Below are 20,637 nucleotides of genomic sequence, written 5' to 3' on the forward strand. Positions count from 1 at the left end.
ATGTATGGTCTTGAAATTAACTAAAAAGTGGTGCGTTACGGGGTGGGCTATTTCCATCAGGGGCGAACAGGCCGAAAATCCTGGTTAGCCCACCCCTAGGGCCTGTCTTCAAACTCGGAGATCCCCCTAAATCCCCCTTAAAAAAGGGGGACTTTGAGTATGGCTCCCCCCTTTTTTAAGGGGGGCTGGGGGGGATCATAATCTTGCGGAAAACTTTGAAAACACGCCCTAACGCACCCTACTGGCTGTTGCCTTTTGCCTATTGCCATTGCTAAAACCCATTTTAAATGCGTTTTAGTTTATCCTTTTGCCTGTACTGAGCCAATAAAGGGGGGAAAATATACTATAGGGTTGCCATTTATCAGGGTCTCTGAGCACTGACATTTCTCCATCCCATCCTGGTTCATTGATACGATTAGGTCTGGGGTCATTTCGACCCAAAACCCCAAAGGTTGATAAAGCAAAAAAGCGCAAGTTTTCTGGTTCAATTTCCGATTGCAGCAATAATTTGGTTTGTGGTAAATGCACATCAAACAAGTCAACTTCTGGATCAAGCCTGCCCGGCCAAAGTTCCCCTCGTTCACATTTAGTGATGGCCACCGCTACCCGTAAGTCCTTGGTTCTTTCATAGAAATCGATTTTTTGAGTAAAAACCCTCAATTTTTGAGCGTAATACTCATCACTATTCCCTTGCCACCCAGTCAGGAAAATTAAACATCCCCCTACATCTTTAGTGAATAATTCTTGAAACAACTCTTCGTGTTCAGGCTTGATATACCCTGATTCTAATTCATCAAAAATTTCTCCAGCCGCATCTTTAACCACTAGGTTAATCGTTTCGTTCTTATGGAGCTTTCTCTTCACTTCGATCTCAAAGGAGTAAACAGGTAAATCACTAACCCCTCCTACAGGAAGTCTTGTGCCTTCTAAGGAATCTCCTGACAGGATTATATTTCTAGCTTGTTCAGCAAGATATCTAGCATCGTCATTCAAGGGGTGGACAGTAAACATCTTCTGGTTAAAAGCCATTTTTCCCTCGGACCAATAAGCCAAACCAGCTAAATAAGTGGTTTTTCCTGATTTTCGCGGACCAATCACAAAAATATTTCCCATCTTGTAATTCCTCTCCTAACGTAAGCGGTCAGCCGTCAGCGGTCAGCGGTCAGCCGTCAGTAGACGTAACTAAGATTAAAAGAATGCTTACCTGTTTGATTCTAAAGGGTTTGTTCAGCTGATAGCTGATAGCTGAACGCGCACGCGTGCGCGTAGCGCTAATCGCTGATAGCTAATAGCTGATAGCTGATAGCTGATAACTGATAGCTGATAGCTTACCTCCTAACTAGCAAGAAAGCTGGCTAAATAAATCCAGGGTAGTTCTAACAGAGCACGATTATAAATACTGGTAATAAAACAACGCACAGGCACCCCCGCAGGAGGTTTAGTCATGGCTAATAATTGACGTTGTACTGGTCGAAAGTAGCGCTGGTAAACATAGCTATTACGTTGATACCAGTTTTTGCGAGAACGCAGTGGATCATAGGCAAGCTGAAAGGCTTCTTGCTCTAAATTGCAAAATAGATCGGCTTTGTTTAAGCAAATCAGAATATGTCGTACCTTGGGGCAATCATAATGAATAAAATCTACCCACCGTTGAAATCTATTACACCACTGTTGTTGAGTAGGAAATTCCGAGAAGTCTACCGGAGCCTGGGGTAATAGCATTTCCCGATAGGGTGGCAAGACTAGCAAAATCCCCTCGCTCTGCTTTACTGCTGCCAACACCTGCTGCCATTGTTGGGGATTATCCCGCTGCCAGGATTTGCGCCAGACTTCCCCGGGAGTATCGATCCAGTCTACAGAGATGGTCTTGCGACCAGCCGGTAACTTGACTTCTACATCAAGGGAACGAGTGGTATAGACATTACTTGGATCAACTGGTGTGGGTCGAAATTTGTCTTCTGTTTCATCAAAGAATAGTGCCTTCAGGTTTTCGTAACTCTGGTTGGGGATATGGACATAGTCAAATTGAGAGTTAGTTAACTCAATTGCTAAGGCTGTCTTGCCGGTATTGCGATCGCCTATGTAAATTACTGCCACCGTCTAGTCGAGATTCCTCTTTTATGGTATAATAAAAAATTTATCAATCAATGATGTGCAAGGTTTTAGGGAACAGGGAACAGGGAACAGGGAACAGGGAATCGGGAATCGGGAATCGGGAATCGGGAAGAAATTATTTGTACCTCATAGCTATGAAAAACGCTATATAGAAAAGTTCCTAGCTGAATCCTAATCTCTTGGTGATATTTGGAAGCAGCTCTGTAATCGGCTTGCCATCTTCTCCGATATCCCTAGCTTCTCTGTATAATCCAGCTGCATTATCTGTATACTCCTGGCGGGATGGTTGTTCCTTAGAAACTTGTACCATCAGCTTGGTGGTGTATTCGTCTAGTTTCTTTGCTTGTTCCGGACTCAAAGCTGACTTGGCTTGTTCTACAACCTGTACCAATCCCTGTAACAAGGCTTCCTTCTCTTGGTAATGGATAATTCGTTTCATTTGGTGAGCCAGTCCGTGGAACAGGGGAGCAAATTTCCAGTCTTTTAGCTTTGTTGCTGGGAATTGAGGGGGAGAAATTTGATTGAGGATGTCCATGTCTGCCCCCTCAACACCCACTGCTAGGAAGTTGAGTTGCTCTGCCGCCACTTCCTGCTTTACCTGTTGGGCGGCATTCTGCCAGTTATCACTGGGAGCACTACCTGTAATCAGTACTATCCAGGGTGGACAGAGTGGCAGATTCTGGTTTTTGTAGATAGACTTGCGGTTTTCAATTATTTTCAGTGCTAATTCAATTCCTCGCCCTGTCGCTGCTGTGCCGCTCAACTCCAGTTCATGGACAGAAAAGTTTCCAGCAGTAGTGAAAGACTGGACTACTTTAGCAGAATTGCTAAGTGTTACGATAGCTACTTCAACACAACGACAAACTGTCTCATCCTTTACTAATTCTTGGTCAAAGGTATTAATTCCCTGGACTAATTGTTCCAGATACTCCCCTGGCATGGAACTAGAGGTATCGAGTAGCAACACAATTGGATAACGTGGCAGGGAAGCTTCTAGTTGAGGAAGTTTTGTAGATCCTGTGGTAGGTAGTGCTGGTTGCTTACCACCGATAGCTGGATTAAGTAGAGGCAGTTGAGTTATTGGGTTGCCTAGCAGCATTGGAGCGACGAAGGCATCAAGCAGTCCAGAGTGGCTTCCATTAGAGTCAACCAAGACCTGAGGGAGTTGAATTTGAGGCAAGTTCTCTGCTCTGACCTTAGCTAGAAAGTATTGGGGGCCACCGAGGGCTTCAACTTCAGCACTGAGTTTAGCTCCGAGGACTTCTGCTTCTGCTTTACCTATTGCTTGAATCGATGCTGCTTGCCCTTGCGCTCTCATGCTATCTGCGTGAGCCTGATTTCGTGCGATAACAATATCTGCTTCAGATTCAACCAGTTTGGCCTGCATACTTGTTTTTGCCTTGGCTTGGGCAAGTTGGCCGATTATATCTTCTGTGTTTATTTTTTCCTTAAGAGTTTCAGCCTCTTGCTTGGTTTTTTCTCGCTCATTAAGAATCTTTTCCAATTCGTCAGGTAAATCGATCTCATTGATAAATGTACCGATAGCTCGAACTCCATATTCATCGAGTTCTGGTGTGATATAAGCCACTGCTTCTTTCTGTCGTTCACTGCGCTTATCATGAAAATCAATGGCTTTGTAATCTTGGGCAGAGTTGCGGAAGTAGTTGCCCACCATTGGCTCTAAAACTCTGGTAACCAGATTTCTGATTGAAACGAGTTTTTCTTGACCCGGCTCAATTGCATCCGATGGAGCCGATATCCTAGTTGCTTGGGAACCAATACGAGAAATCATTTTGGGAGCATTTTTAGCATCAATGCTAATAACTTGGGTAACTTCAATATCAAAAACATATCCATCTTTAGAACGAAGTTTTAAAGCACGAAGCTTTGCATCATAATTTGTTGGTGGCTTCTCTTTGTTTGACCAATCTAACGTAATTTCATGAGTTGGAACAATCAGTACATCCATTACTCTAGTATTTATAGAATGTTTGCCAGTATAAAGGGGAGTTTTCCAAACCCCTTTATATCCAGAGTCAACAAGTTCGTTTCTGTCAGTGTGAGGAGCTCTCCCTACGTGAGAGACTATGACTCCAACTCTTCCAGGCTCGATTTTAGTTAACGGCACCTGTTCAATCTTGACAAACCAAGGATTTAGATTCCAAGAACCAGTGGAAATAACTTCTTCTTGCAAACCATTAAATCCACCTCTATCGATGAATTGTTGAGGATTTTGGAAATTGTCATGACCTCCAACGCTTGAACCCGCTATTTCACCAACAGGTATTGGTTTACCGTCGTAGGTAGTAACAATGCCAATTTTGTCCGCCTCTACTTTATACACTCGTAAATCTTCGGGATTCATGCCATGCTCAATGGCATTGGCAGAGGTAATAACGGTAAACAACTCAGTGTTAATTTGATAGATTCCAGCACTGAGGATGCCTAGCTGACTACCTTTCTCACCACCGTTTTCCAGAAATGCTCGTGCATCCTGAAAATCATTGCACTCGACTACCCTACCCAAGCTTCGTTCTCGTGGAATCGGTTGTCCATCTTTGGCAACGACTAGCCCAATTTCTCCCCGAGGAATATTGATGATCGGCTCTCTACGAACTTCATATTTCCACGAAAAGAAACCAAAATATCTCCCCGGAGGAAGAATATCAGCCTGATAACCAGCTTCTTCATTGATCGCAATATATCTACCAGGGGGTAATTTTTGACCATTTTTTTTCCGCACAATGCCAACTTCGTTGGCTCCAATTTCAACCATTCCTAAAGTATTCATATCAGGTATACCTAACTTTATAAAGTTTTATTATCCTTCAAAAAACAGGTTTCTATGGGCAACAAAAAACCTTTAAAATTGTTCTTCCATAAACTTAACCAACCAGGGTCATTTTTCAATCCAGTTAGCTGAAGAGAAGGTAGATGTCCTCTTGGTGCATCTAAACTAAAATAAAGATCATTATAGTTTAGCCATTTATCGTTTATTCGCCAGCCTACACGATTGCCAAATTCAAGAAAGTAATTGGCATCAAATTCACCAGGTTTACCACCAAAATTCAGCCATATCTCCCTCTGCACACTAAAGCCGAACCTACCTTTACTGACCGTTACCCAGAGGTTGTTTATAACCGAGAGGTCTGAGCAAGGGAAGTTTTCAATATCTTTAGCTCTTAACCAACCCTCCTTTTTTCGGTTGGTAACTTCGAGGATAACTCTAGCTGTCTCCAAGTCGGCTTCTTTCCATTTTCCTGCCTCCAAAAGCTCGCGAAGTTTGCTATAGTCAGCGCCAGGTTTTTTATCCTGCGGCTTAACAACTGGCCGCTCCTCCGACAGTCTTGGCTCTGAATTTAAACTAGAGTCCTCATCCCGAATCGGGCGTTCAGGTAAAGGTAACGGATCTAATTTAAGTGGAGACAACTGTAAATATGAAACTGTTTTTTTCAGTTCTTCTTGCTCCAGAGAGCTTAGATGAGCTTTTCGCTCACGAATTTTTTGCCAAGTTTCTTCACTATCGGTTTCTAACTGAAGTTGGCGGCGTGGATTATCCTCACAGCGTAGCCGATCTTCAATTTTTTTGATTAAAGCAAGATCTTTATTAATTGCTTCTAGGAGGTACTGACGTTCATCCACGGTTTACTTTCTCCGTAATTTATCTACCAATTGCTTCCAAGCCGACTTGATGTTGAATCCGCTTCCGAGTTCAATCTCACCTTCGTACTCCACAAGCATTGGCACAATCGGCAGAGCAACTTTCAACCTATGTTTAAAATCCATGCCTGGATCTTTGATGATTTCACCAACAGTTTCTACTTCAGAGCTGGGTAAAGCCGGAATACGCTGCTCCAGCAAAGCTAGCATCTGCTGCATCTGTTGGTCTGGCACCTGATTGGCTTCCACTGCATCTAGCAGTTTCTGAGTCAAAAGGAGTTGGTTTTGATTTAACTGCTCAGCGATCGCTCGAATCACAACCTGTTCAGTGGAACCATAGCGGTTTAGTAAGGCTTGACGTGTTTTCTTAAGGTCTTCGTAGATAGCAACCTGACCGCTCAACAGGATGTTTATCTTAGCATCCATCTGTTGCAACTGGCTTTCTACTTTCTGCATCTGAGCAGATTGAGACCCCTTCAACTCCTGGTTCAGATCTTTATACTCCTGTTGGTATCTAGCAACTGACTCCCGCTGTCGCTTAATTTCCCTGCGATACTTAGCTCGGTCACGAGGATTCGTTGTATCGGACAATTCGTCCTCGTAGTCCTTAAGCAATTCTTGGTCTTTGGCAATGTTATCTTCCAAATCTTGCAGCCTCTGGTAAAAAATTGAATAAATCACAGCTTTAAATTCCTAGGTTATGGGTTGGATTGCGGATAAAAGATGGGCTATTTAGTGTCTATTTTTAAATTAAGGTAGAACTCTCGACTCCCAATCGCTCTACCACTACTCCTGGTCATTTTATTGCCCTATTCCTTTTGGATTAGGTACTGATTATTCTAGTGAAATTAACTCTTCTATCTGTGCCAACAAAGATTCCAATTTTTCGCGCTTTTTTAAGTCCTCCCACACCTTGGACTTCTTAAGCCGCTTATAAGTAGCATCGATGCGATCAACAAATCTGCCAGGTCCTGGTGGAGATTGAAGGGCTTTAACCCGTTTCCGAATTTGACTTAAGGAGAGGGATTTAGCGATCGCTTCTGCCAGTAGCCCCTGACGGGAGGCTTGATCTTTGACTTTAGCTAGAGCTAGAGCTTTGGTATACTCGATTTGACCAACTCGCAGAGCCTCCAAGATATCCCCTGGTAGCTTCAACAGGGGGAGTCGGTTTTTGACAAACGACTCCCAACTCATCCGTCCCAGAGACTTAAACACAGTCTGAACATAACCTTCAAAATCCCTAACCCTAACGTTAGGGTTAACAGAATTCACATTCCCTTTGAGTTGGTTGTACATCCGATAAAGCCCAGAGACTACTTCGTCTTGAGTTAAACCCTGCTCCAGAGCAATCAACTGCAAGATGCCCTCGGTCTCCTCTACAGGGTTAAGGTCTTCCCGCTGTAGATTCTCCACTAAGGCCAGTTCCAGTGCTTCCGACTCACTTAACTCTCGAATTCTAACTGGTACTTCTTTCAAACCCACAGCTATTGCTGCTTTTAAGCGCCGCTCCCCTGCCACTAGTTCATAGTGATTGGAACCAATTGGCCTGACCAGCAAGGGTTCTAAAATTCCCTGCTCCTGCACTGAGTGGATCAAGGCGTCTAGCTGGTGTGGGTCAAAATAGCGTCGGTGTTTCTGCCGAGGGAGATATATTAACTCCAAAGGTACAACAGCAGCGGCTGGCACTTTGGTGGCCGCCGTAGTCAGCTGGCGCTCAAACAACTCTGGGACACTTTCGGAAAGGGACTTACATTGGGTAGCCATAAGCAGTTTCACACTAGCCAAACCGCTAGATTACTTGAGAAAGGGTAGACCAGGTACTTTTAAGGAATAGGGGGAGCTTTAGGGAGCGAAATTCCCTATCCTTCTTCAAGGTAGGGATGGGTAGCCTCCCTCAAAACCTTGCTTTTTTTAGCACATTTTTTCCCTGTCTTGATGCAGTCGCCCATGGGGAAAACTCCCAATAATACGCTGTATCACTGGGCAACTATTTCAATCTAATTGTAGTCCATTCTAGTGAATTAAATTCTTTCAAGGAAGTAATATAGTCTTTCGATTTAATAGGGAAAAATACTATTAGCTAAAGGCAACAGTTCCTCAAGTATATAGGATTTTTCTAAATACTATTTCCGGGCACTCTCAGACCAACATTAATTGTGATCTATAGTACTTACCGATTGGGTGATATGCAAATTACTGGGTTTTATGGAGCAGGTACTGAGGCCGTCGGCCACGCTACGCGAAGGGAGCAGGGAGCAAGGAATTAGTATCAGTGGTCAGATAAAAAAATAATCAAGTTAACTGCAAATAATCTTAGTTTTTTTAAATGAGATGGAAACATATAATGGATCAGGAAAGGGAAGATAAAACAGGTAACAGCTACCATTAGTAAAGAGCTTTGTAGAGTTTTCGAGATTATCCTAAATCACCCATATTGTTCATGACCTATTTGTAAATCTCATAACGGTTTCCACTTGGGTGAGGTACTTTTTTCATCAGACTCACAAGGGTAGGTTGTTTAGATCAGGGTCGCACCGCTCCCGACTACCTCAAGAATTTGTTACAAAAATTTTCAAAATATGTTATAATTTAAGTTTATTTGTGCTAAAATCAAATTGTGGACATAAAATCCACGGGAAGAGCCAGCCTAGGGATTTCCGTAGGCTCAAGGCTGGCTCTTGGTCCCCCTTACAGGAGATAACTTAATTTTATGTTTTATGGTGCATGCCTATACCCATGGGTTATGATCCGGCTATTGCCACGGAGGCAACCAGTAGTTTTCGCTCGCTTCCATAACCGTTCGGATGCCAAGAGCTATTTGCAGGCTCTGAAACCTCTGATGCCTCATGCCAAGTTTGTTCTTTTTTTTGATATAAGTCTGCCCATGGATTAAGAAGAGAGTACGTAGGGTGAGGGGCGGGCTTGCCATCATGTTCAACCCCGAGCGCCAGTGTTGGGACAGCCCGCCCGGTAACGCACCACCTTTGGCATCGGCATTGCTGAATCTTGGAATCAATAGGAGTAGAGTGGGCATCCTGCCCGCTCGAAAATATATTGAAACTGGCAAGATGCCAGTTCTACCAAGATGCCAGTTCCACGCCTGATGCCCATTCCACCTCACTCTTAAAATCATTCCATTATTAAGCAACGCCTTGGCATCACTGCAATTCCTTATACAACTCCTTAAACCGACGCTGCTGCTGATTATGATCGACAATTGGTGCTGGATACCCACACATTTCGCGATCGCTTTCAGGAATCTTCCCACTCACCACATACTCCGTATCCACAGAACTCAACTCTGGTAACCATTCCCGAATATACTCACCGTCCGGGTCAAACTTTTTGGCCTGACTAGCTGGGTTAAAAATTCGCAATGGTTTAGGATCCATGCCACTAGAGGCACTCCATTGCCAACCACCATTATTAGCACTCAGGTCTCCATCCCATAACCGCTGCATAAAATACTTTTCCCCCCACTGCCAATTAATAATCAAATCCTTAGTCAGAAAACTAGCAACAATCATCCGACAGCGGTTATGCATCCATCCGGTTTGATTTAACTGCCTCATCGCAGCATCAACGATCGGGTAGCCAGTCTTGCCCTCACACCAAGCTTGAAAGAATTCTGGATTATTCTCCCAGGGAAAATCTTGGAATTTCTGCCGATAAGGCCCTTGTGCTAATTCTGGGAAGAAATACATGGCATGTTGGTAAAACTCCCGCCAAGCCAGTTCCTGTTGCCAAGTTTGGATACTTTGGCGAGCTTCATCACTGCGACTCAAATTATAAGCATTCTGAGCCGCCTGCCAAACCGTGCGAATCCCAATCACACCAAACTTGAGAGCAGCACTAAGTTTGGAGGTACCATCCACCCCTGGGAAATTACGTTGTTCCTGATAATCCCCAATAGTGCGATCGCAAAATTCCTCCAGTATCTCTCGGGCTACCTTTTCCCCTGGTGGCACTAACAATTCATTCTCCCAGACATACCCCAAATCTTTAGCGCTAGGCAAATCAATCACCCCTGCTGCTAGGGCATTGTCTTGTTCTATTTCCGTCAGGGATTCAACCCTACTCAAAGTTGCTACAGGTTGTGCCTTAGATTGACCTTGCCAATTTTTCCAGAAAGGAGTGTAGACACTATAGGGGTTGCCAGACTTAGTAAAAATTTCTCCTGGTGCATGTAATAACTGATCCCAATAGTTATAGACAGCAATACCCTTTTCCTTCAAAGCTGCTGCTACAGCTTGATCCCGTTCCTTGGAATAAGGTTCCACATCCCAATTCCAACAAACAGCTTTAGCCTCCAGAGCAGTAGCTAAATTAGGAATTCCTTGCCTAGGGTCTTGATGTAGGATTAATAGTTGGCTACCAGCTTGCCTGTAACTTTGCTGCAATTGTTCTAAGCAGCCAATCATATAAGTTACTCTTGCTGGGGCAATATCATCGCGCTCTATAATAATAGGGTCAAGGCAGAAAACACCAACAAGCTTGGGACTTAGCTCAAAAGCAGCAGCTAGTCCCACATTGTCAGAAATCCGTAAATCACGGCGATGCCAGAAGAGAATCAGGTTACTCATTCAAGAACGGGCGAGCCATAAAAAAGCTGGAAATAGATTTAGCATCCACTGGCTCACCCTCTAAGATAGCTTGTTCTAACTCCTTTGGTGTCATTAAAACCACCTCTATATCCTCATCAGCATCTTGCTTAGGAGGGGCTTCCAATTTCTCCAAATCCTGCGCCAGAAACGCATAAATGTACTCATCAGAATAGCCAGGAGCAAGGGGAAATTTACCCAAAGATTTCCAGCTATGAGCACGATAGCCAGTTTCTTCTTCTATCTCCCGTTTAATAGTTTCAGCTGGGTTTTCATGGGATTCTACCGTACCAGCAGGGAATTCCAAAAGACGCCCACTAACAGCAAAGCGATATTGCCGTACGAGTACCAGTTTCCCATCGGGTGTTACCGGTACCGCCAAGGAACCACCAGGGTGACGGATACATTCCCATTGCCCTTCTGATTGATTAGGAAGACGTAGATTATTCACCTCGAAGCTAAATCGTCTTCCTTGGAAAAATAGGTGTTTTTTCAGGAGTTCTGGGGGTTCTTGACCAGGTAGCATCATAAAAATAAAGGATTAAGGCTTAAGACAGTTTAGCCCTTGGAGGAGTTGTGCGATCGCAAATCCCGTCACTGATTCTATCCAATTCCGGCAATTTGTGCCAGGCAAGCACCAAAGCTCTTTCCCCCATGGGCTTTCAGCTTGAGGCTAATGGTTACCAGACTTAGAGTAAGGGTGACTGCTTCCCGGATGCCAGTTTTTTCAACAATTCTACCAGACGGTGTTGGAGACTCATCTGACTCCTGGCCAATATCTAACACTACAATTGTTAATTTTACTTTTACTTGCGTCATCTCAAGGTGCGCTTTCCGTAGGCGAATTTAATTCGCCTACGGAAAGCGCACCTTAAGTGGTTTTGGTAAAATGCAGGTAACATTTTAAATTGGTAGGTCTTGTTGCAAATAATCGACCTATCTTTTTTTTTCCACAAAATGGTGAACACTTTACATTTAAAGCGTTTCAGGCTATTTCGTCACCCCTTCAGAGTCTTGTGGGAATTCCTTCTCTTAGCGATTAATAAAAATTAAAAAATAAAAATCATGAAATGCAGGTATAATAGCTGAAGGATTACTATTTCAATCAAAAAAAATGCTCAAATGAAATAGAGTACCCATAACTCGATGTCCCTTTGCTTTGAACAATTATGCATGTGTTGTGATGATTGGTTCAATAACAAAAACTCAAAAAAAAGTCAACTAAATATGAAAGCCGATTCTATTATAACTTACAGACATCCAAGGTTAGAAGATGGACTTGAGGTTTATCATCTAATCAAAAAATGCCCACCTTTAGATGTTAACTCCCAATACTATTATTATCTTATTTGTAGTGATTTTAAAAATACTTGTGTTGTTGCAGAATATGAGCAGAAAATAATCGGTTTCATCTCTGGTTATTTAAAGCCCGAAAATTCGAAATGCCTGTTTATATGGCAGGTAGCCGTTGCCGAAAAAGCCAGAGGCAGAAAAGTTGCCACGAATATGTTAAAATGGCTAACCAAACAACCAAATTTTAGTGATATTCAAAGTTTAGAAACAACCATTTCACCGGCAAATAAATTATCACAAAATCTTTTTATGGGTTTTGCCGAGGAAAATAAAGCTAATTGCCAAACCAATTCATTTCTTGATGTTTCTCATTTTGATACAGAATCACACGCTCCTGAGATTTTATATAAATTTTTTCCTCTTCAATTAAATAAAAATTAATTTATAAATCAAATCATGAAAATTATAGAGTCTTTAGAGTCAAATGTCAGAAGTTATATTCGTTCTTTTCCTGCTGTTTTTGATATGGCTGAAGGTGCAGTAATTTATGATGAACAGGGAAATAAATATATTGATTTTTTTGCCGGATCAGGGGTTTTGAATTATGGACATAATAATCCAAAAGTGATAAAGGCTTGGATAGACTATCTGCAAAACAATCGTATTGTACACTCACTAGACAAAGCAACTGTTGCCAAAATGAATTTTATGCAAAAGTTTTCAGATACTATTCTTGTACCCAAAAATCTTGAATATAAACTGCAATTTACTGGACCAACTGGTACTAATGCAGTTGAAGCAGCCTTGAAACTGGCTCGTATGGTCAAGAAGCGTTCTAATATCATTGCTTTTACCAATGGGTATCATGGTTTAACGATGGGATCACTTGCTATAACAGGCAATCAGTTTTATCATGATAAAGCTTATAGTCTCAGGATAAATGTAGATCATGTCCCTTTTGATGGCTATTTCGGCAAAGACGTTGACACGATTAACTATTTGCGAAAACTATTAATAGATCCCGGTAGTGGTATTGAGATACCCGCCGCAATAATTGTGGAAACTATACAGGGAGAAGGCGGTATTAATATTGCTAGTGAAACTTGGTTAAAAAAACTTCAGGCATTATGTCGTGAGTTTAATATATTATTTATTATTGACGATATACAAGTCGGTAATGGACGAACAGGTACCTTTTTTAGTTTTGAAAAAATTGGAATTCTGCCAGATATGATTTGTTTATCTAAATCCATTGGAGGTGGGCTACCAATGGCACTACTATTGATTCGTCCAGAACTTGATCAATGGCTTCCTGGAAAACATACAGGTACATTTAGAGGTAATAATTTGGCTTTTGTTGCTGCAACGGAGTTACTTGGTTATTGGGAAAACGATGATTTAACCAAGGCTGTTGAATATAAATCTAAGATTATTCAAAAATCCTTACAAAAACTGGCTGATGAATTGCCAGAATTACAAATGCAAGCTAGAGGTAGAGGTATGATTTGGGGACTAGAAATCCCGAAAGAAGGTTTTGCAAAACAAGTTTCCACCAGAGCATTTGAAAAAAAAATATTAGTGGAAACTTGTGGTAGCAACAGTCAAGTAGTTAAATTTTTACCGCCACTGATTATTGAAGAAGAGGTGTTAAATATAGGATTAAATAAATTATCAGAAGCGGTAAGAGAAGTTTTTGCTGAAAATTAGTCATACAACCCACATTCCGCAGGTTAGAGAGGATAACTATGGTATTTTCTATGGATGAAACCAATAGCATCTTCAATTAGAGTTAGAGTACAAGATCTTGACCACTGTGGCATAGTGGCAGGCATCATTGACCAGATGGGGCTAGGGCGTGTTTTCAAAGTTTTCCGCAAGATTATGATCCCCCCCAGCCCCCCTTAAAAAAGGGGGGAGCCATACTCAAAGTCCCCCTTTTTTAAGGGGGATTTAGGGGGATCTCCGAGGCAAGAAAACACGCCCTAGTGGAACAAATTAACCAGGAGTTGGGAACCCACTCCCAAGAGAAGCTCAGTGCATAAGTAGCGGTAAAAGCCATGATTATCAATGGTAAGGGCTTAGTCAGCGCTCCACTATACCTATTTGAAAAATTCTTTGAATGGCATTGCCACTGAACATCTTCGTCGGAGAGGGGAGTGAACCACTGCTTCTCTTTGATGACCGTCTGTGTTTATTGGTTTACACTCTCGCCCAAAGAGCCTTACGCCAAGCTCTCGCCCGGACTAAGCAAACTATTAACAACCAATTGGGTAAGCCGACGGCTACCCCGACAATGCGGTGGGTATTTCAGTGCTTTCAGTCGATTCATTTAGTTATCCTAGGCGGAGTCGAGCAAATTGTCAACTTAACTCATGAGCATCACAGGATTCTTCAGTTTCTTGGTGCTCCCTGCCAAAAATATTATCTACTGGTGTAACAAACCTGCGGAATGTGGGATACAATATGTAATAATTAGTATATGTAAATAAGAAATACTATATGATTGTACGTCGCTTAAAAGAAATTATTGGAACAAAGCGGGAAGTTAAAGCACCAAATGGCAACTGGACAAGTCGTCGTTTTTTATTAAAAGATGACCAAGTTGGCTTTTCTCTACATGATACTTTAATTCATGCTGGAACAGAAACTTATATTTGGTATAAAAATCATATCGAAGCTGTTTATTGTGTAGCTGGAAATGGAGAAATAGAAGACATAGAAACAGGTGAAATACATCCTATTTCAGATGGTACTTTGTATTTTTTGAACAAGCACGAAAGACATTATTTAAGAGCAACAGAAACCATGCGTATGATATGTGTATTTAATCCTCCTTTGACTGGAGACGAGGTACATAATAAAGAAGGTTTTTATGAAATAAATAGTGAGGAAAGCTAATAAAATAATCAACTCCAACAGAGACTTTTTGTAAGCATTCAGCCGTCAGCCGTCAGCCGTCAGCCGTCAGCCGTCAGCATTCAGCTGACGTAACAAAGATTAAACGAATGCTTACTTGTTTTATTTAAAAGCTCAAAGCTGAGAGCTGAGAGCTGAGAGCTGAGAGCTGAGAGCTGAATGCTTACGACTTTTTGATAATTTATAGATAAATTCTATTTGATTTATCTATATCTATAATAAATTAATGCTCTCTTGATGCAATAAATTCTGGTCTTGGTTTTGTGCCAGCATAGGGAGATATCAATTTATTATATATACTATTGTAAACAAAGAAAAGATTATATCTAGGAAATGGTGATAAATTGTCAGATGAACCATGAATTATATTACAATCAAAAAATATAACCCAACCGGCTTTGGCTTTAAACGAAGTTATACCATGTTTCTTGATTATTTTGGTGATTGAGTCTTTTGTAGGTACGCCATATTCCTGTTTCTTTAAAGAGTGTTTATAATGAGCTTCTGGAGTTTTCCCCGGACATTGAATAAAGTATTTATGAGAGCCTGGTACTAGTAGTAATGGACCATTAAACTCATTATTATCAGTAAGCAAAATAGAACAGCTTACAGCTCTCATGTTAGGCATACCATCTTCACTATGCCAAGTCTCAAAATCTGAATGCCAATAAAACCCTTTCCCATCAAATCTATCTTTACAATTCATTCTTGATTGATGAATATATGTTGGGCTTCCTAGCAATGCTTCTGCAATATTTAAAATCTTCCGACTGTAACAGAGTTTTTTAAATATTTCATTAGTTTTATGAATATTATATACAGACCTTACGATTTTAGAGTCTATCTCTCTAATAATTTCTGGATTTTCAGATTCTTCTAAGTAATTTTTTTTTAGTTTTTCAGCTTCATTTTTTAAATTATTTAATTCATGAAAATATAACATCTTTTCAATAATCAAGTACCCATTTTTTTTATAAAAAGTAACTTCTTTGTTATCAAGTTGAGCCTTTTTAAATTGTTCAATAGTACCATAAATGATTTGCTCTTTTCTTTTAATAAATCCACTCTTGTCTCCCCTAGAAGGGTACAGATCTTGTTCAACCTCAACTTTCATAGAATTATTTCTCCAAATATATTGGAATTTTATAAGTTGTTAATGCTACTATTCCAGTATCCATAATGATACCCCAAAATAATGTTTAAATTACTTTTTTTAGTGTTTGGTTTTGAAGCAATCATCAAAACGTTTTGACCCTGGTTGACTGACAAAAGTTGGGAATAAAGCCCCAAATCCCTTTCTCTATAAACTTTTTCGGCTCCAAGGAAAAAGCCTATTCGGTATCTGTTGTTTAACAGGTGAATCGAGCGGGTGAACTCGCGACCACAACTACCGCGCTTATAAGCTTTTCACGGTCTGATGGCTATAAACGCGCTTAGCCCCCATCGGACAAGCATTCTGGAAGTTTTGTCAGTCAACCAGGCGACCCCCAGTGCTATCTTAACAGAAATACTACCTCGTAACTTTTTGTTGCAACCTCCAAGGTAAGGATTCAGGGGTGGTGCATTAAAGAAGTGTGGGATAGCTAAATCGTGATTGTCACGGTAATGGCACGATGCACTACTCAATAGCAGTAATGGTGTTAGCAAAGTGTGGAATAGGTGAGTGAAGTACCCCAACCTGCTTCGCTGAGGTTGGGGCTTCCAATTCTCAACTCAAATCAGGGACGGTCTTATTCGTCTTTGAGGTTTCCCGCTTCATCCGCCGATGCCTCAACCAGAGGCGCGCGCCTGCTGGAATTGGTCTTACTCAGCGTCCACAGGCAGACATCCGCCTTCCGCAGACGTATAACTTTTACGACAGACTTACCATGGAATTACAGCTCTATGGCTAACCAGCCGGGGCAAGTCTCTTCCCTGAGCTCTGCTAGTACTTTTACACCTTGAAGGTAGCCTTTTAGTCAGTCAGGCGGGTCATCAACCAACTTTATTCTAACACGATTCGCAACAAGTCCTCGTCTCGCTATCCATCCCCACCGTGAAAGACGGTGGGGAATTCCGCGAGTTTTGTTAAATCATGCCAGCTCCAAGGAGCGATAGCTAATCCGGCTCTTTGTGCTGCTGTATTGTGATGCACGACTATGAATCCAAATCCAATTGAAATAGCTGACCACTAACCTTACTGTTGCCTCAGTTTGCTTCCAGGCTTTGGCAAAGCAAGTTCTGTCGGCGATGCCACCGTCGAGTCTGCTGGCGGACAATTCCGGAACGTTCGCTCTAATTTTTGGGTCTGGTCTTTACCGTCAGATGTGTTTGACATCAGTTGGTAGAACTCGCTCATACCCACCCCAACCATCTGTATGCCATTGTTGACAATCTGTTTTGCCTTCTGTTTTAACTAGGAATTGAGAGATCAACTCGTCAGTATGCTTGCCCACTCTAGCAGCAAGAATTAGTCCGTTTCCAAGATCTTGATTTATCCCAATCCAGCAATCTCCCACTATCATCTGATCTCGGAGACAGTGAAATTGTTTTTTTGCACAAATGACCAAAACTCATCGCTAGTTATCTGCTCTGTTTCTACCTTTTGCACAAGAGCCTTATGAACCATTTGTCCAAATAGAGAAGCTTTTCGGACATTACTCACCACTGTGTTGTATGCCAGATGCGTAGTACGGCTAACTCCTCTTAAACTGCAACCTTGCTGCGATCGCTTGTAATACTGCACGGATTTGTTCAGGGTTCACAAGTCGATCGGTAATAGATAGTATCAAAGGTTTCTGTGAAAGTCTGCCGACAAACTCGACAGTAATAGCGTTGACAACCCTTGCTAGTTTTCCCGTGTTTATGAGTCTTGTGATGACCACACAGAGGACATTCCATAACATTGAAGTATTTTATTTACCTCTGCCATCTTACCATTCCCACACTTCTCTGATGCACTACCCGCAACGGTTTATGTGTAGAAAGTTTACTTATCTTCACCGTTGACAGTCAACCGTCAATCGTCAACCGTTAATAAAACCTGGTTAACACAGAACTGAACTAGACTTGCTAGTCACTCCATTACCACTGTCTTCTAAATTCTCAATAAAATGACTCCAAGGTTCTGTATAAGTTTCTGTGTAAGTTCTCGAAAAATCTAGAATAGGAGTTTCTTGTGCTGACCCGATCCAACCACTCACTGGAGAAATTAACGGGAAAAGCCACTCATAGTAACTCTGGGGAAACGGAGTACTAGAGAGTTCCATGATGCTCTTATAAAATAGCCCAAAGGTTCCTGGGTCAATTTTGTGCTTCTCGACAGCGACTTGGATAAATTCCTCTGGACTCAAGCCTACATAACTTTGGCAGATTGTCACCCAATTCTTTAATCGTCGCCTGGCCTTTAAGCTCAGTGAAATAAATTTCACTCCCTTGAGTTCCTCAAATTTAGGAGACTGATTTAACACCTCCTCTAGGCCGGTGGTATCTGTCGAACCACTGAATTCCCTTTGCAACCGTTTAGCGATCGCTAAATTAATCTCAACTAATTGCTGTACTGGTCGCCACTGAAGCTCTGCCAAAATCTGCTCCATGGAAATAGGTGGTGTCAAAGTAGAGGAACTCGATTTCTGGTTCCGTTCAATCGCTTCGATCGGGTTTTCCTCACTGACCAAGAAGCTGATCAACTCTTCCGTTGTCCAACCAATACCTTTAGCCAGCCTCTCTAGCTTCTCTAAGCTGGGAGTAGTATCACAATTCATCCAATTTGTCAAGGTATTGTTAGTGACATTGACTTGCCTAGCAAGTTCCCGGACACTACCCAATTTTTGAGCCAGTACCTTAATCAATTGACTTAGCCTTTGGTGAATTTTGCTGTGTTTTAAGGAACTGTCTTTACTTGTGTCCAATTTTTTTACCACTCTGTTCTGGTGACATAATGTAACACTTCCCGATCCGGTAAGTGTAGGCTCGGGCGTGGCCATTCTCCGCTTTGGTAGGGAGCACTAGAAATCGAAATTGACCCCAGGTGGCGATGCGATCGCATCGCCAGAAGCCAAGCGCGTCCATACCACCATGCTGCCCAAATATGAATAGATTGAGCTTATCTTCTCCGTGAAAACTCAGTGGCAACTCCCCGGTGGGCAAAAGAGTATCTTACGTATAATCACGGTTGTTCAATATTTTTAACAAAATTAGGATAGTTGTGAAAAGGGTTGAACATCACCATTACATCTACACCATATGTTAAAGCATCAGAACTGGGAGAAAAGGGTAACCGCTAAGCAAAGCAATACCCTTGCTCAGGAAAATCAGCAACTCAAAATTAAGTCAGATAAGTGCTACATTCCCATGACAAGTGGCCACGGTGGTTCTTCAACGTTAGTCGGTTGGAAGCAGAAAGTCACTACACAGAAAGTCACTACACAGAAAGTCACTACACAGAATCGAGTGAATTTCTCGAGCTACCCACTGTGCCCTCCCCGCCACACCAAACCGGAGAAGCCTGTAGCTCCCCAAGAACAATTAAGTAACTTACAAGAAACCTGTGGTAAAATCGTTCATCTGCTCTGTACATCTGACTATGGGAAACTGACTCAAGATGAATTGAACAGGAAGTGCCGGTATTCAGAAGAGCGACTTGCCCAAGGACTGAAACAGCTTGAGCTTGAAAAAGTAATTGAGTTCAAGTGGGGCATGTGGGTGATCATTAATCATCAACCCATCTGTCCTAAATGCGGTCTCAAAACTCGTGTAGTTAATTCTGCCTTGACACCAGGGAAAATTAAATCAATCTGTTCAACATGTCTCGAGTTAAAGCGTATTCAGTCAAAATTGCCGTTTTGATGAACTGCACTAAATTCTTAAAGGGTGGAGTGGGTTGTGAGGAGAATGAACAGCGAAAGCTGCCAAAAAATGGACAATGGAAAATGAACCATCCATTCTTGATGCAGTCGCTCATGGGGGAAACCCCCAAGACCGCGCTGCATCGCTTGGGTAATGGGATTTTAACCTGTAGCCCTTGGTGATCTAGGAAAGCAGTCTCAAAAACTGTGGTCCCTATCACCTGATGATGGGGTGATCAGGTGATGGGGAGCAGGTTGATCATAATGTATCCCGTAGCAGTCCTATCAAAATCAGGAAAACCATTAGTGGGACGCAGCATTCCTCCCCTCCTAACTATACGAGTGTAGGCGGAATATCCAGCTGCAATTTTTAACTAACGAAAAACCATGCATCGCCCAATTTACCTAGACTGCCATGCCACAACACCTATGGATGAACGGGTGTTGGAGGCAATGTTACCCTACTTCACTGAACATTTTGGCAATCCATCGAGTATCAGCCATACCTATGGCTGGGAAGCTGAAGCAGCGGTGAAACAAGGGCGTCAGATTCTGGCAGATGCTATCCATGCCACACCGGTAGAGATCATTTTTACCAGTGGTGCCACAGAGGCTAACAATCTAGCCATTAAAGGGGTAGCTGAGGCTTATTTGAGTAAAGGACGTCACCTGATTACCGTGCAAACTGAACACAATGCTGTTCTTGACCCCTGTCACTATTTAGAAACCCTAGGGTTTGAGGTGACATTTCTACCGGTAAAAGATGATGGACTAGTGGATTTAGGCCAGCTAGAGCAGGCTTTCCGTCCTGATACCATATTATTGTCAGTGATGGCAGCCAATAATGAAATTGGAGTGTTGCAGCCTTTGGCCGAGATTGGGGATCTTTGTCGCCAGCACAATGTACTCTTCCATACAGATGCTGCCCAGGCTATTGGCAAAATCCCCTTGGATGTGCAGTCGATGAAGATTGATTTAATGTCCTTGACAGCCCATAAAATTTATGGGCCAAAGGGGATTGGGGCTCTCTATGTCCGGCGTCGTAACCCGAGAGTAAGGCTTGCACCCCAGCTCCATGGCGGTGGACATGAACGAGGGATGCGTTCTGGCACACTTTATACCCCTCAGATTGTGGGGTTTGCTAAGGCTGTGGAACTGGGGTTAGAAGAACAACCCTCAGAATCTCAACGGTTGATAGAACTCCGGGAGGGTCTGTGGACCACTCT

At 42.3% G+C, this 20,637-nt stretch carries 20 protein-coding genes and 2 pseudogenes; 8 read left to right on the forward strand and 14 right to left on the reverse strand.

All coding sequences use genetic code 11. The annotated features are described in order from the left end of the window. Positions 1 to 294: 294 nt before the first annotated feature. On the reverse strand, positions 295 to 1,113 hold the full coding sequence (locus F6K49_RS25070; RefSeq protein WP_293101019.1) for a hypothetical protein: 819 nt from the start codon (positions 1,111 to 1,113) through the stop codon (positions 295 to 297). A gap of 222 nt (positions 1,114 to 1,335) precedes the next feature. Further along, positions 1,336 to 2,097 (reverse strand): hypothetical protein, encoded by a 762-nt coding sequence (locus F6K49_RS25075; RefSeq protein ID WP_293101022.1) that lies wholly within the window; start codon positions 2,095 to 2,097, stop codon positions 1,336 to 1,338. Positions 2,098 to 2,152: 55 nt separating this feature from the next. On the opposite strand from F6K49_RS25075, the gene F6K49_RS25080 reads away from it, so the two are divergent. Further along, positions 2,153 to 2,290, forward strand: a complete 138-nt coding sequence (locus F6K49_RS25080) for a hypothetical protein (protein ID WP_293101025.1) — start codon at positions 2,153 to 2,155, stop codon at positions 2,288 to 2,290. On the opposite strand, the gene F6K49_RS25085 is transcribed toward F6K49_RS25080, so the two are convergent. The 8 genes from F6K49_RS25085 to F6K49_RS25120 form a co-directional block, all read right to left on the reverse strand. Beyond that, a complete protein-coding gene (locus F6K49_RS25085) occupies positions 2,276 to 4,906 on the reverse strand; it encodes an SPFH domain-containing protein (protein ID WP_293101028.1) in 2,631 nt (876 codons plus the stop codon). The two genes, F6K49_RS25080 and F6K49_RS25085, sit on opposite strands and share 15 nt — an antisense overlap. Before the next feature lie 17 nt (positions 4,907 to 4,923). After that, positions 4,924 to 5,757 (reverse strand): GUN4 domain-containing protein, encoded by an 834-nt coding sequence (locus F6K49_RS25090; protein ID WP_293101031.1) that lies wholly within the window; start codon positions 5,755 to 5,757, stop codon positions 4,924 to 4,926. Between the two features lie 3 nt (positions 5,758 to 5,760). After that, the gene (locus F6K49_RS25095; protein WP_293101034.1) at positions 5,761 to 6,456 is read right to left on the reverse strand and encodes a hypothetical protein; all 696 of its coding nucleotides are present in this window, start codon (positions 6,454 to 6,456) and stop codon (positions 5,761 to 5,763) included. A 153-nt stretch (positions 6,457 to 6,609) separates the two neighbouring features. Then, positions 6,610 to 7,539 (reverse strand): ParB/RepB/Spo0J family partition protein, encoded by a 930-nt coding sequence (locus F6K49_RS25100; protein ID WP_293101037.1) that lies wholly within the window; start codon positions 7,537 to 7,539, stop codon positions 6,610 to 6,612. A gap of 988 nt (positions 7,540 to 8,527) precedes the next feature. Further along, complete coding sequence (locus F6K49_RS53545) at positions 8,528 to 8,908, reverse strand: hypothetical protein (RefSeq protein ID WP_366514224.1); 381 nt, start codon at positions 8,906 to 8,908, stop codon at positions 8,528 to 8,530. A gap of 25 nt (positions 8,909 to 8,933) precedes the next feature. Then, positions 8,934 to 10,358, reverse strand: a complete 1,425-nt coding sequence (locus tag F6K49_RS25110) for an FAD-binding domain-containing protein (protein WP_293101043.1) — start codon at positions 10,356 to 10,358, stop codon at positions 8,934 to 8,936. Continuing rightward, positions 10,351 to 10,902, reverse strand: a complete 552-nt coding sequence (locus F6K49_RS25115) for an NUDIX hydrolase (protein WP_293060296.1) — start codon at positions 10,900 to 10,902, stop codon at positions 10,351 to 10,353. The genes F6K49_RS25110 and F6K49_RS25115 overlap by 8 nt, the downstream gene beginning before the upstream one ends. 77 nt (positions 10,903 to 10,979) lie before the next feature. Next, positions 10,980 to 11,195: a hypothetical protein gene (locus F6K49_RS25120; RefSeq protein WP_293019356.1), complete on the reverse strand. Its 216-nt coding sequence runs from the start codon at positions 11,193 to 11,195 to the stop codon at positions 10,980 to 10,982. Positions 11,196 to 11,603: 408 nt separating this feature from the next. Between F6K49_RS25120 and ectA the strand changes: the two genes are divergently transcribed. The 5 genes and pseudogenes from ectA (at position 11,604) to F6K49_RS25140 (ending at position 14,567) form a co-directional block, all read left to right on the forward strand. Beyond that, positions 11,604 to 12,110 (forward strand): diaminobutyrate acetyltransferase, encoded by a 507-nt coding sequence (gene ectA, locus F6K49_RS25125; RefSeq protein WP_293101047.1) that lies wholly within the window; start codon positions 11,604 to 11,606, stop codon positions 12,108 to 12,110. A 15-nt stretch (positions 12,111 to 12,125) separates the two neighbouring features. Continuing rightward, on the forward strand, positions 12,126 to 13,376 hold the full coding sequence (gene ectB, locus F6K49_RS25130) for a diaminobutyrate--2-oxoglutarate transaminase (protein WP_293101051.1): 1,251 nt from the start codon (positions 12,126 to 12,128) through the stop codon (positions 13,374 to 13,376). Positions 13,377 to 13,726: 350 nt separating this feature from the next. Continuing rightward, complete coding sequence (locus tag F6K49_RS53550) at positions 13,727 to 13,804, forward strand: hypothetical protein (RefSeq protein WP_366514225.1); 78 nt, start codon at positions 13,727 to 13,729, stop codon at positions 13,802 to 13,804. 50 nt (positions 13,805 to 13,854) lie between these two features. Beyond that, positions 13,855 to 14,106, forward strand: a pseudogene (locus F6K49_RS25135) (IS1634 family transposase); the annotation flags it as partial. Positions 14,107 to 14,168: 62 nt separating this feature from the next. After that, positions 14,169 to 14,567 (forward strand): ectoine synthase, encoded by a 399-nt coding sequence (locus F6K49_RS25140; protein ID WP_293101054.1) that lies wholly within the window; start codon positions 14,169 to 14,171, stop codon positions 14,565 to 14,567. A 241-nt stretch (positions 14,568 to 14,808) separates the two neighbouring features. On the opposite strand, the gene F6K49_RS25145 is transcribed toward F6K49_RS25140, so the two are convergent. From F6K49_RS25145 to F6K49_RS25160, 4 genes and pseudogenes are all read right to left on the reverse strand, one after another. Beyond that, on the reverse strand, positions 14,809 to 15,699 hold the full coding sequence (locus F6K49_RS25145) for a phytanoyl-CoA dioxygenase family protein (RefSeq protein ID WP_293101057.1): 891 nt from the start codon (positions 15,697 to 15,699) through the stop codon (positions 14,809 to 14,811). A 906-nt stretch (positions 15,700 to 16,605) separates the two neighbouring features. After that, positions 16,606 to 17,465: pseudogene (locus F6K49_RS25150) on the reverse strand (IS1 family transposase). 146 nt (positions 17,466 to 17,611) lie between these two features. Further along, positions 17,612 to 18,475: a helix-turn-helix transcriptional regulator gene (locus tag F6K49_RS25155; RefSeq protein WP_293101060.1), complete on the reverse strand. Its 864-nt coding sequence runs from the start codon at positions 18,473 to 18,475 to the stop codon at positions 17,612 to 17,614. Further along, positions 18,462 to 18,713: a hypothetical protein gene (locus F6K49_RS25160; protein WP_293101063.1), complete on the reverse strand. Its 252-nt coding sequence runs from the start codon at positions 18,711 to 18,713 to the stop codon at positions 18,462 to 18,464. Before F6K49_RS25160 ends, F6K49_RS25155 begins: the two co-directional genes overlap by 14 nt. Before the next feature lie 96 nt (positions 18,714 to 18,809). Between F6K49_RS25160 and F6K49_RS25165 the strand changes: the two genes are divergently transcribed. Both F6K49_RS25165 and F6K49_RS25170 read left to right on the forward strand, forming a co-directional pair. Further along, positions 18,810 to 19,412 carry a hypothetical protein gene (locus F6K49_RS25165; protein ID WP_070391694.1) on the forward strand — a complete coding sequence of 201 codons (603 nt, stop codon included), beginning with the start codon at positions 18,810 to 18,812 and terminating at the stop codon, positions 19,410 to 19,412. A 386-nt stretch (positions 19,413 to 19,798) separates the two neighbouring features. Further along, positions 19,799 to 20,637 (forward strand): aminotransferase class V-fold PLP-dependent enzyme (locus F6K49_RS25170; protein ID WP_293101066.1); only part of this gene is annotated, 839 nt, incomplete at its 3' end.

The organism is Moorena sp. SIO3I6, assembly GCF_010672095.1.

What these genes read in the sequence shown, in the direction of transcription:
- F6K49_RS25070 (WP_293101019.1), bottom strand. Translation starts at nt 1,113, where the DNA reads ATGGGAAATATTTTTGTGATTGGTCCGCGAAAATCAGGAAAAACCACT.
- F6K49_RS25085 (WP_293101028.1), bottom strand. Translation starts at nt 4,906, where the DNA reads ATGAATACTTTAGGAATGGTTGAAATTGGAGCCAACGAAGTTGGCATT.
- F6K49_RS25100 (WP_293101037.1), bottom strand. Translation starts at nt 7,539, where the DNA reads ATGGCTACCCAATGTAAGTCCCTTTCCGAAAGTGTCCCAGAGTTGTTT.
- F6K49_RS53545 (WP_366514224.1), bottom strand. Translation starts at nt 8,908, where the DNA reads ATGATTTTAAGAGTGAGGTGGAATGGGCATCAGGCGTGGAACTGGCAT.
- F6K49_RS25110 (WP_293101043.1), bottom strand. Translation starts at nt 10,358, where the DNA reads ATGAGTAACCTGATTCTCTTCTGGCATCGCCGTGATTTACGGATTTCT.
- F6K49_RS25115 (WP_293060296.1), bottom strand. Translation starts at nt 10,902, where the DNA reads ATGCTACCTGGTCAAGAACCCCCAGAACTCCTGAAAAAACACCTATTT.
- F6K49_RS25120 (WP_293019356.1), bottom strand. Translation starts at nt 11,195, where the DNA reads ATGACGCAAGTAAAAGTAAAATTAACAATTGTAGTGTTAGATATTGGC.
- ectA (WP_293101047.1), top strand. Translation starts at nt 11,604, where the DNA reads ATGAAAGCCGATTCTATTATAACTTACAGACATCCAAGGTTAGAAGAT.
- ectB (WP_293101051.1), top strand. Translation starts at nt 12,126, where the DNA reads ATGAAAATTATAGAGTCTTTAGAGTCAAATGTCAGAAGTTATATTCGT.
- F6K49_RS53550 (WP_366514225.1), top strand. Translation starts at nt 13,727, where the DNA reads ATGATTATCAATGGTAAGGGCTTAGTCAGCGCTCCACTATACCTATTT.
- F6K49_RS25140 (WP_293101054.1), top strand. Translation starts at nt 14,169, where the DNA reads ATGATTGTACGTCGCTTAAAAGAAATTATTGGAACAAAGCGGGAAGTT.
- F6K49_RS25145 (WP_293101057.1), bottom strand. Translation starts at nt 15,699, where the DNA reads ATGAAAGTTGAGGTTGAACAAGATCTGTACCCTTCTAGGGGAGACAAG.
- F6K49_RS25165 (WP_070391694.1), top strand. Translation starts at nt 18,810, where the DNA reads ATGTTAAAGCATCAGAACTGGGAGAAAAGGGTAACCGCTAAGCAAAGC.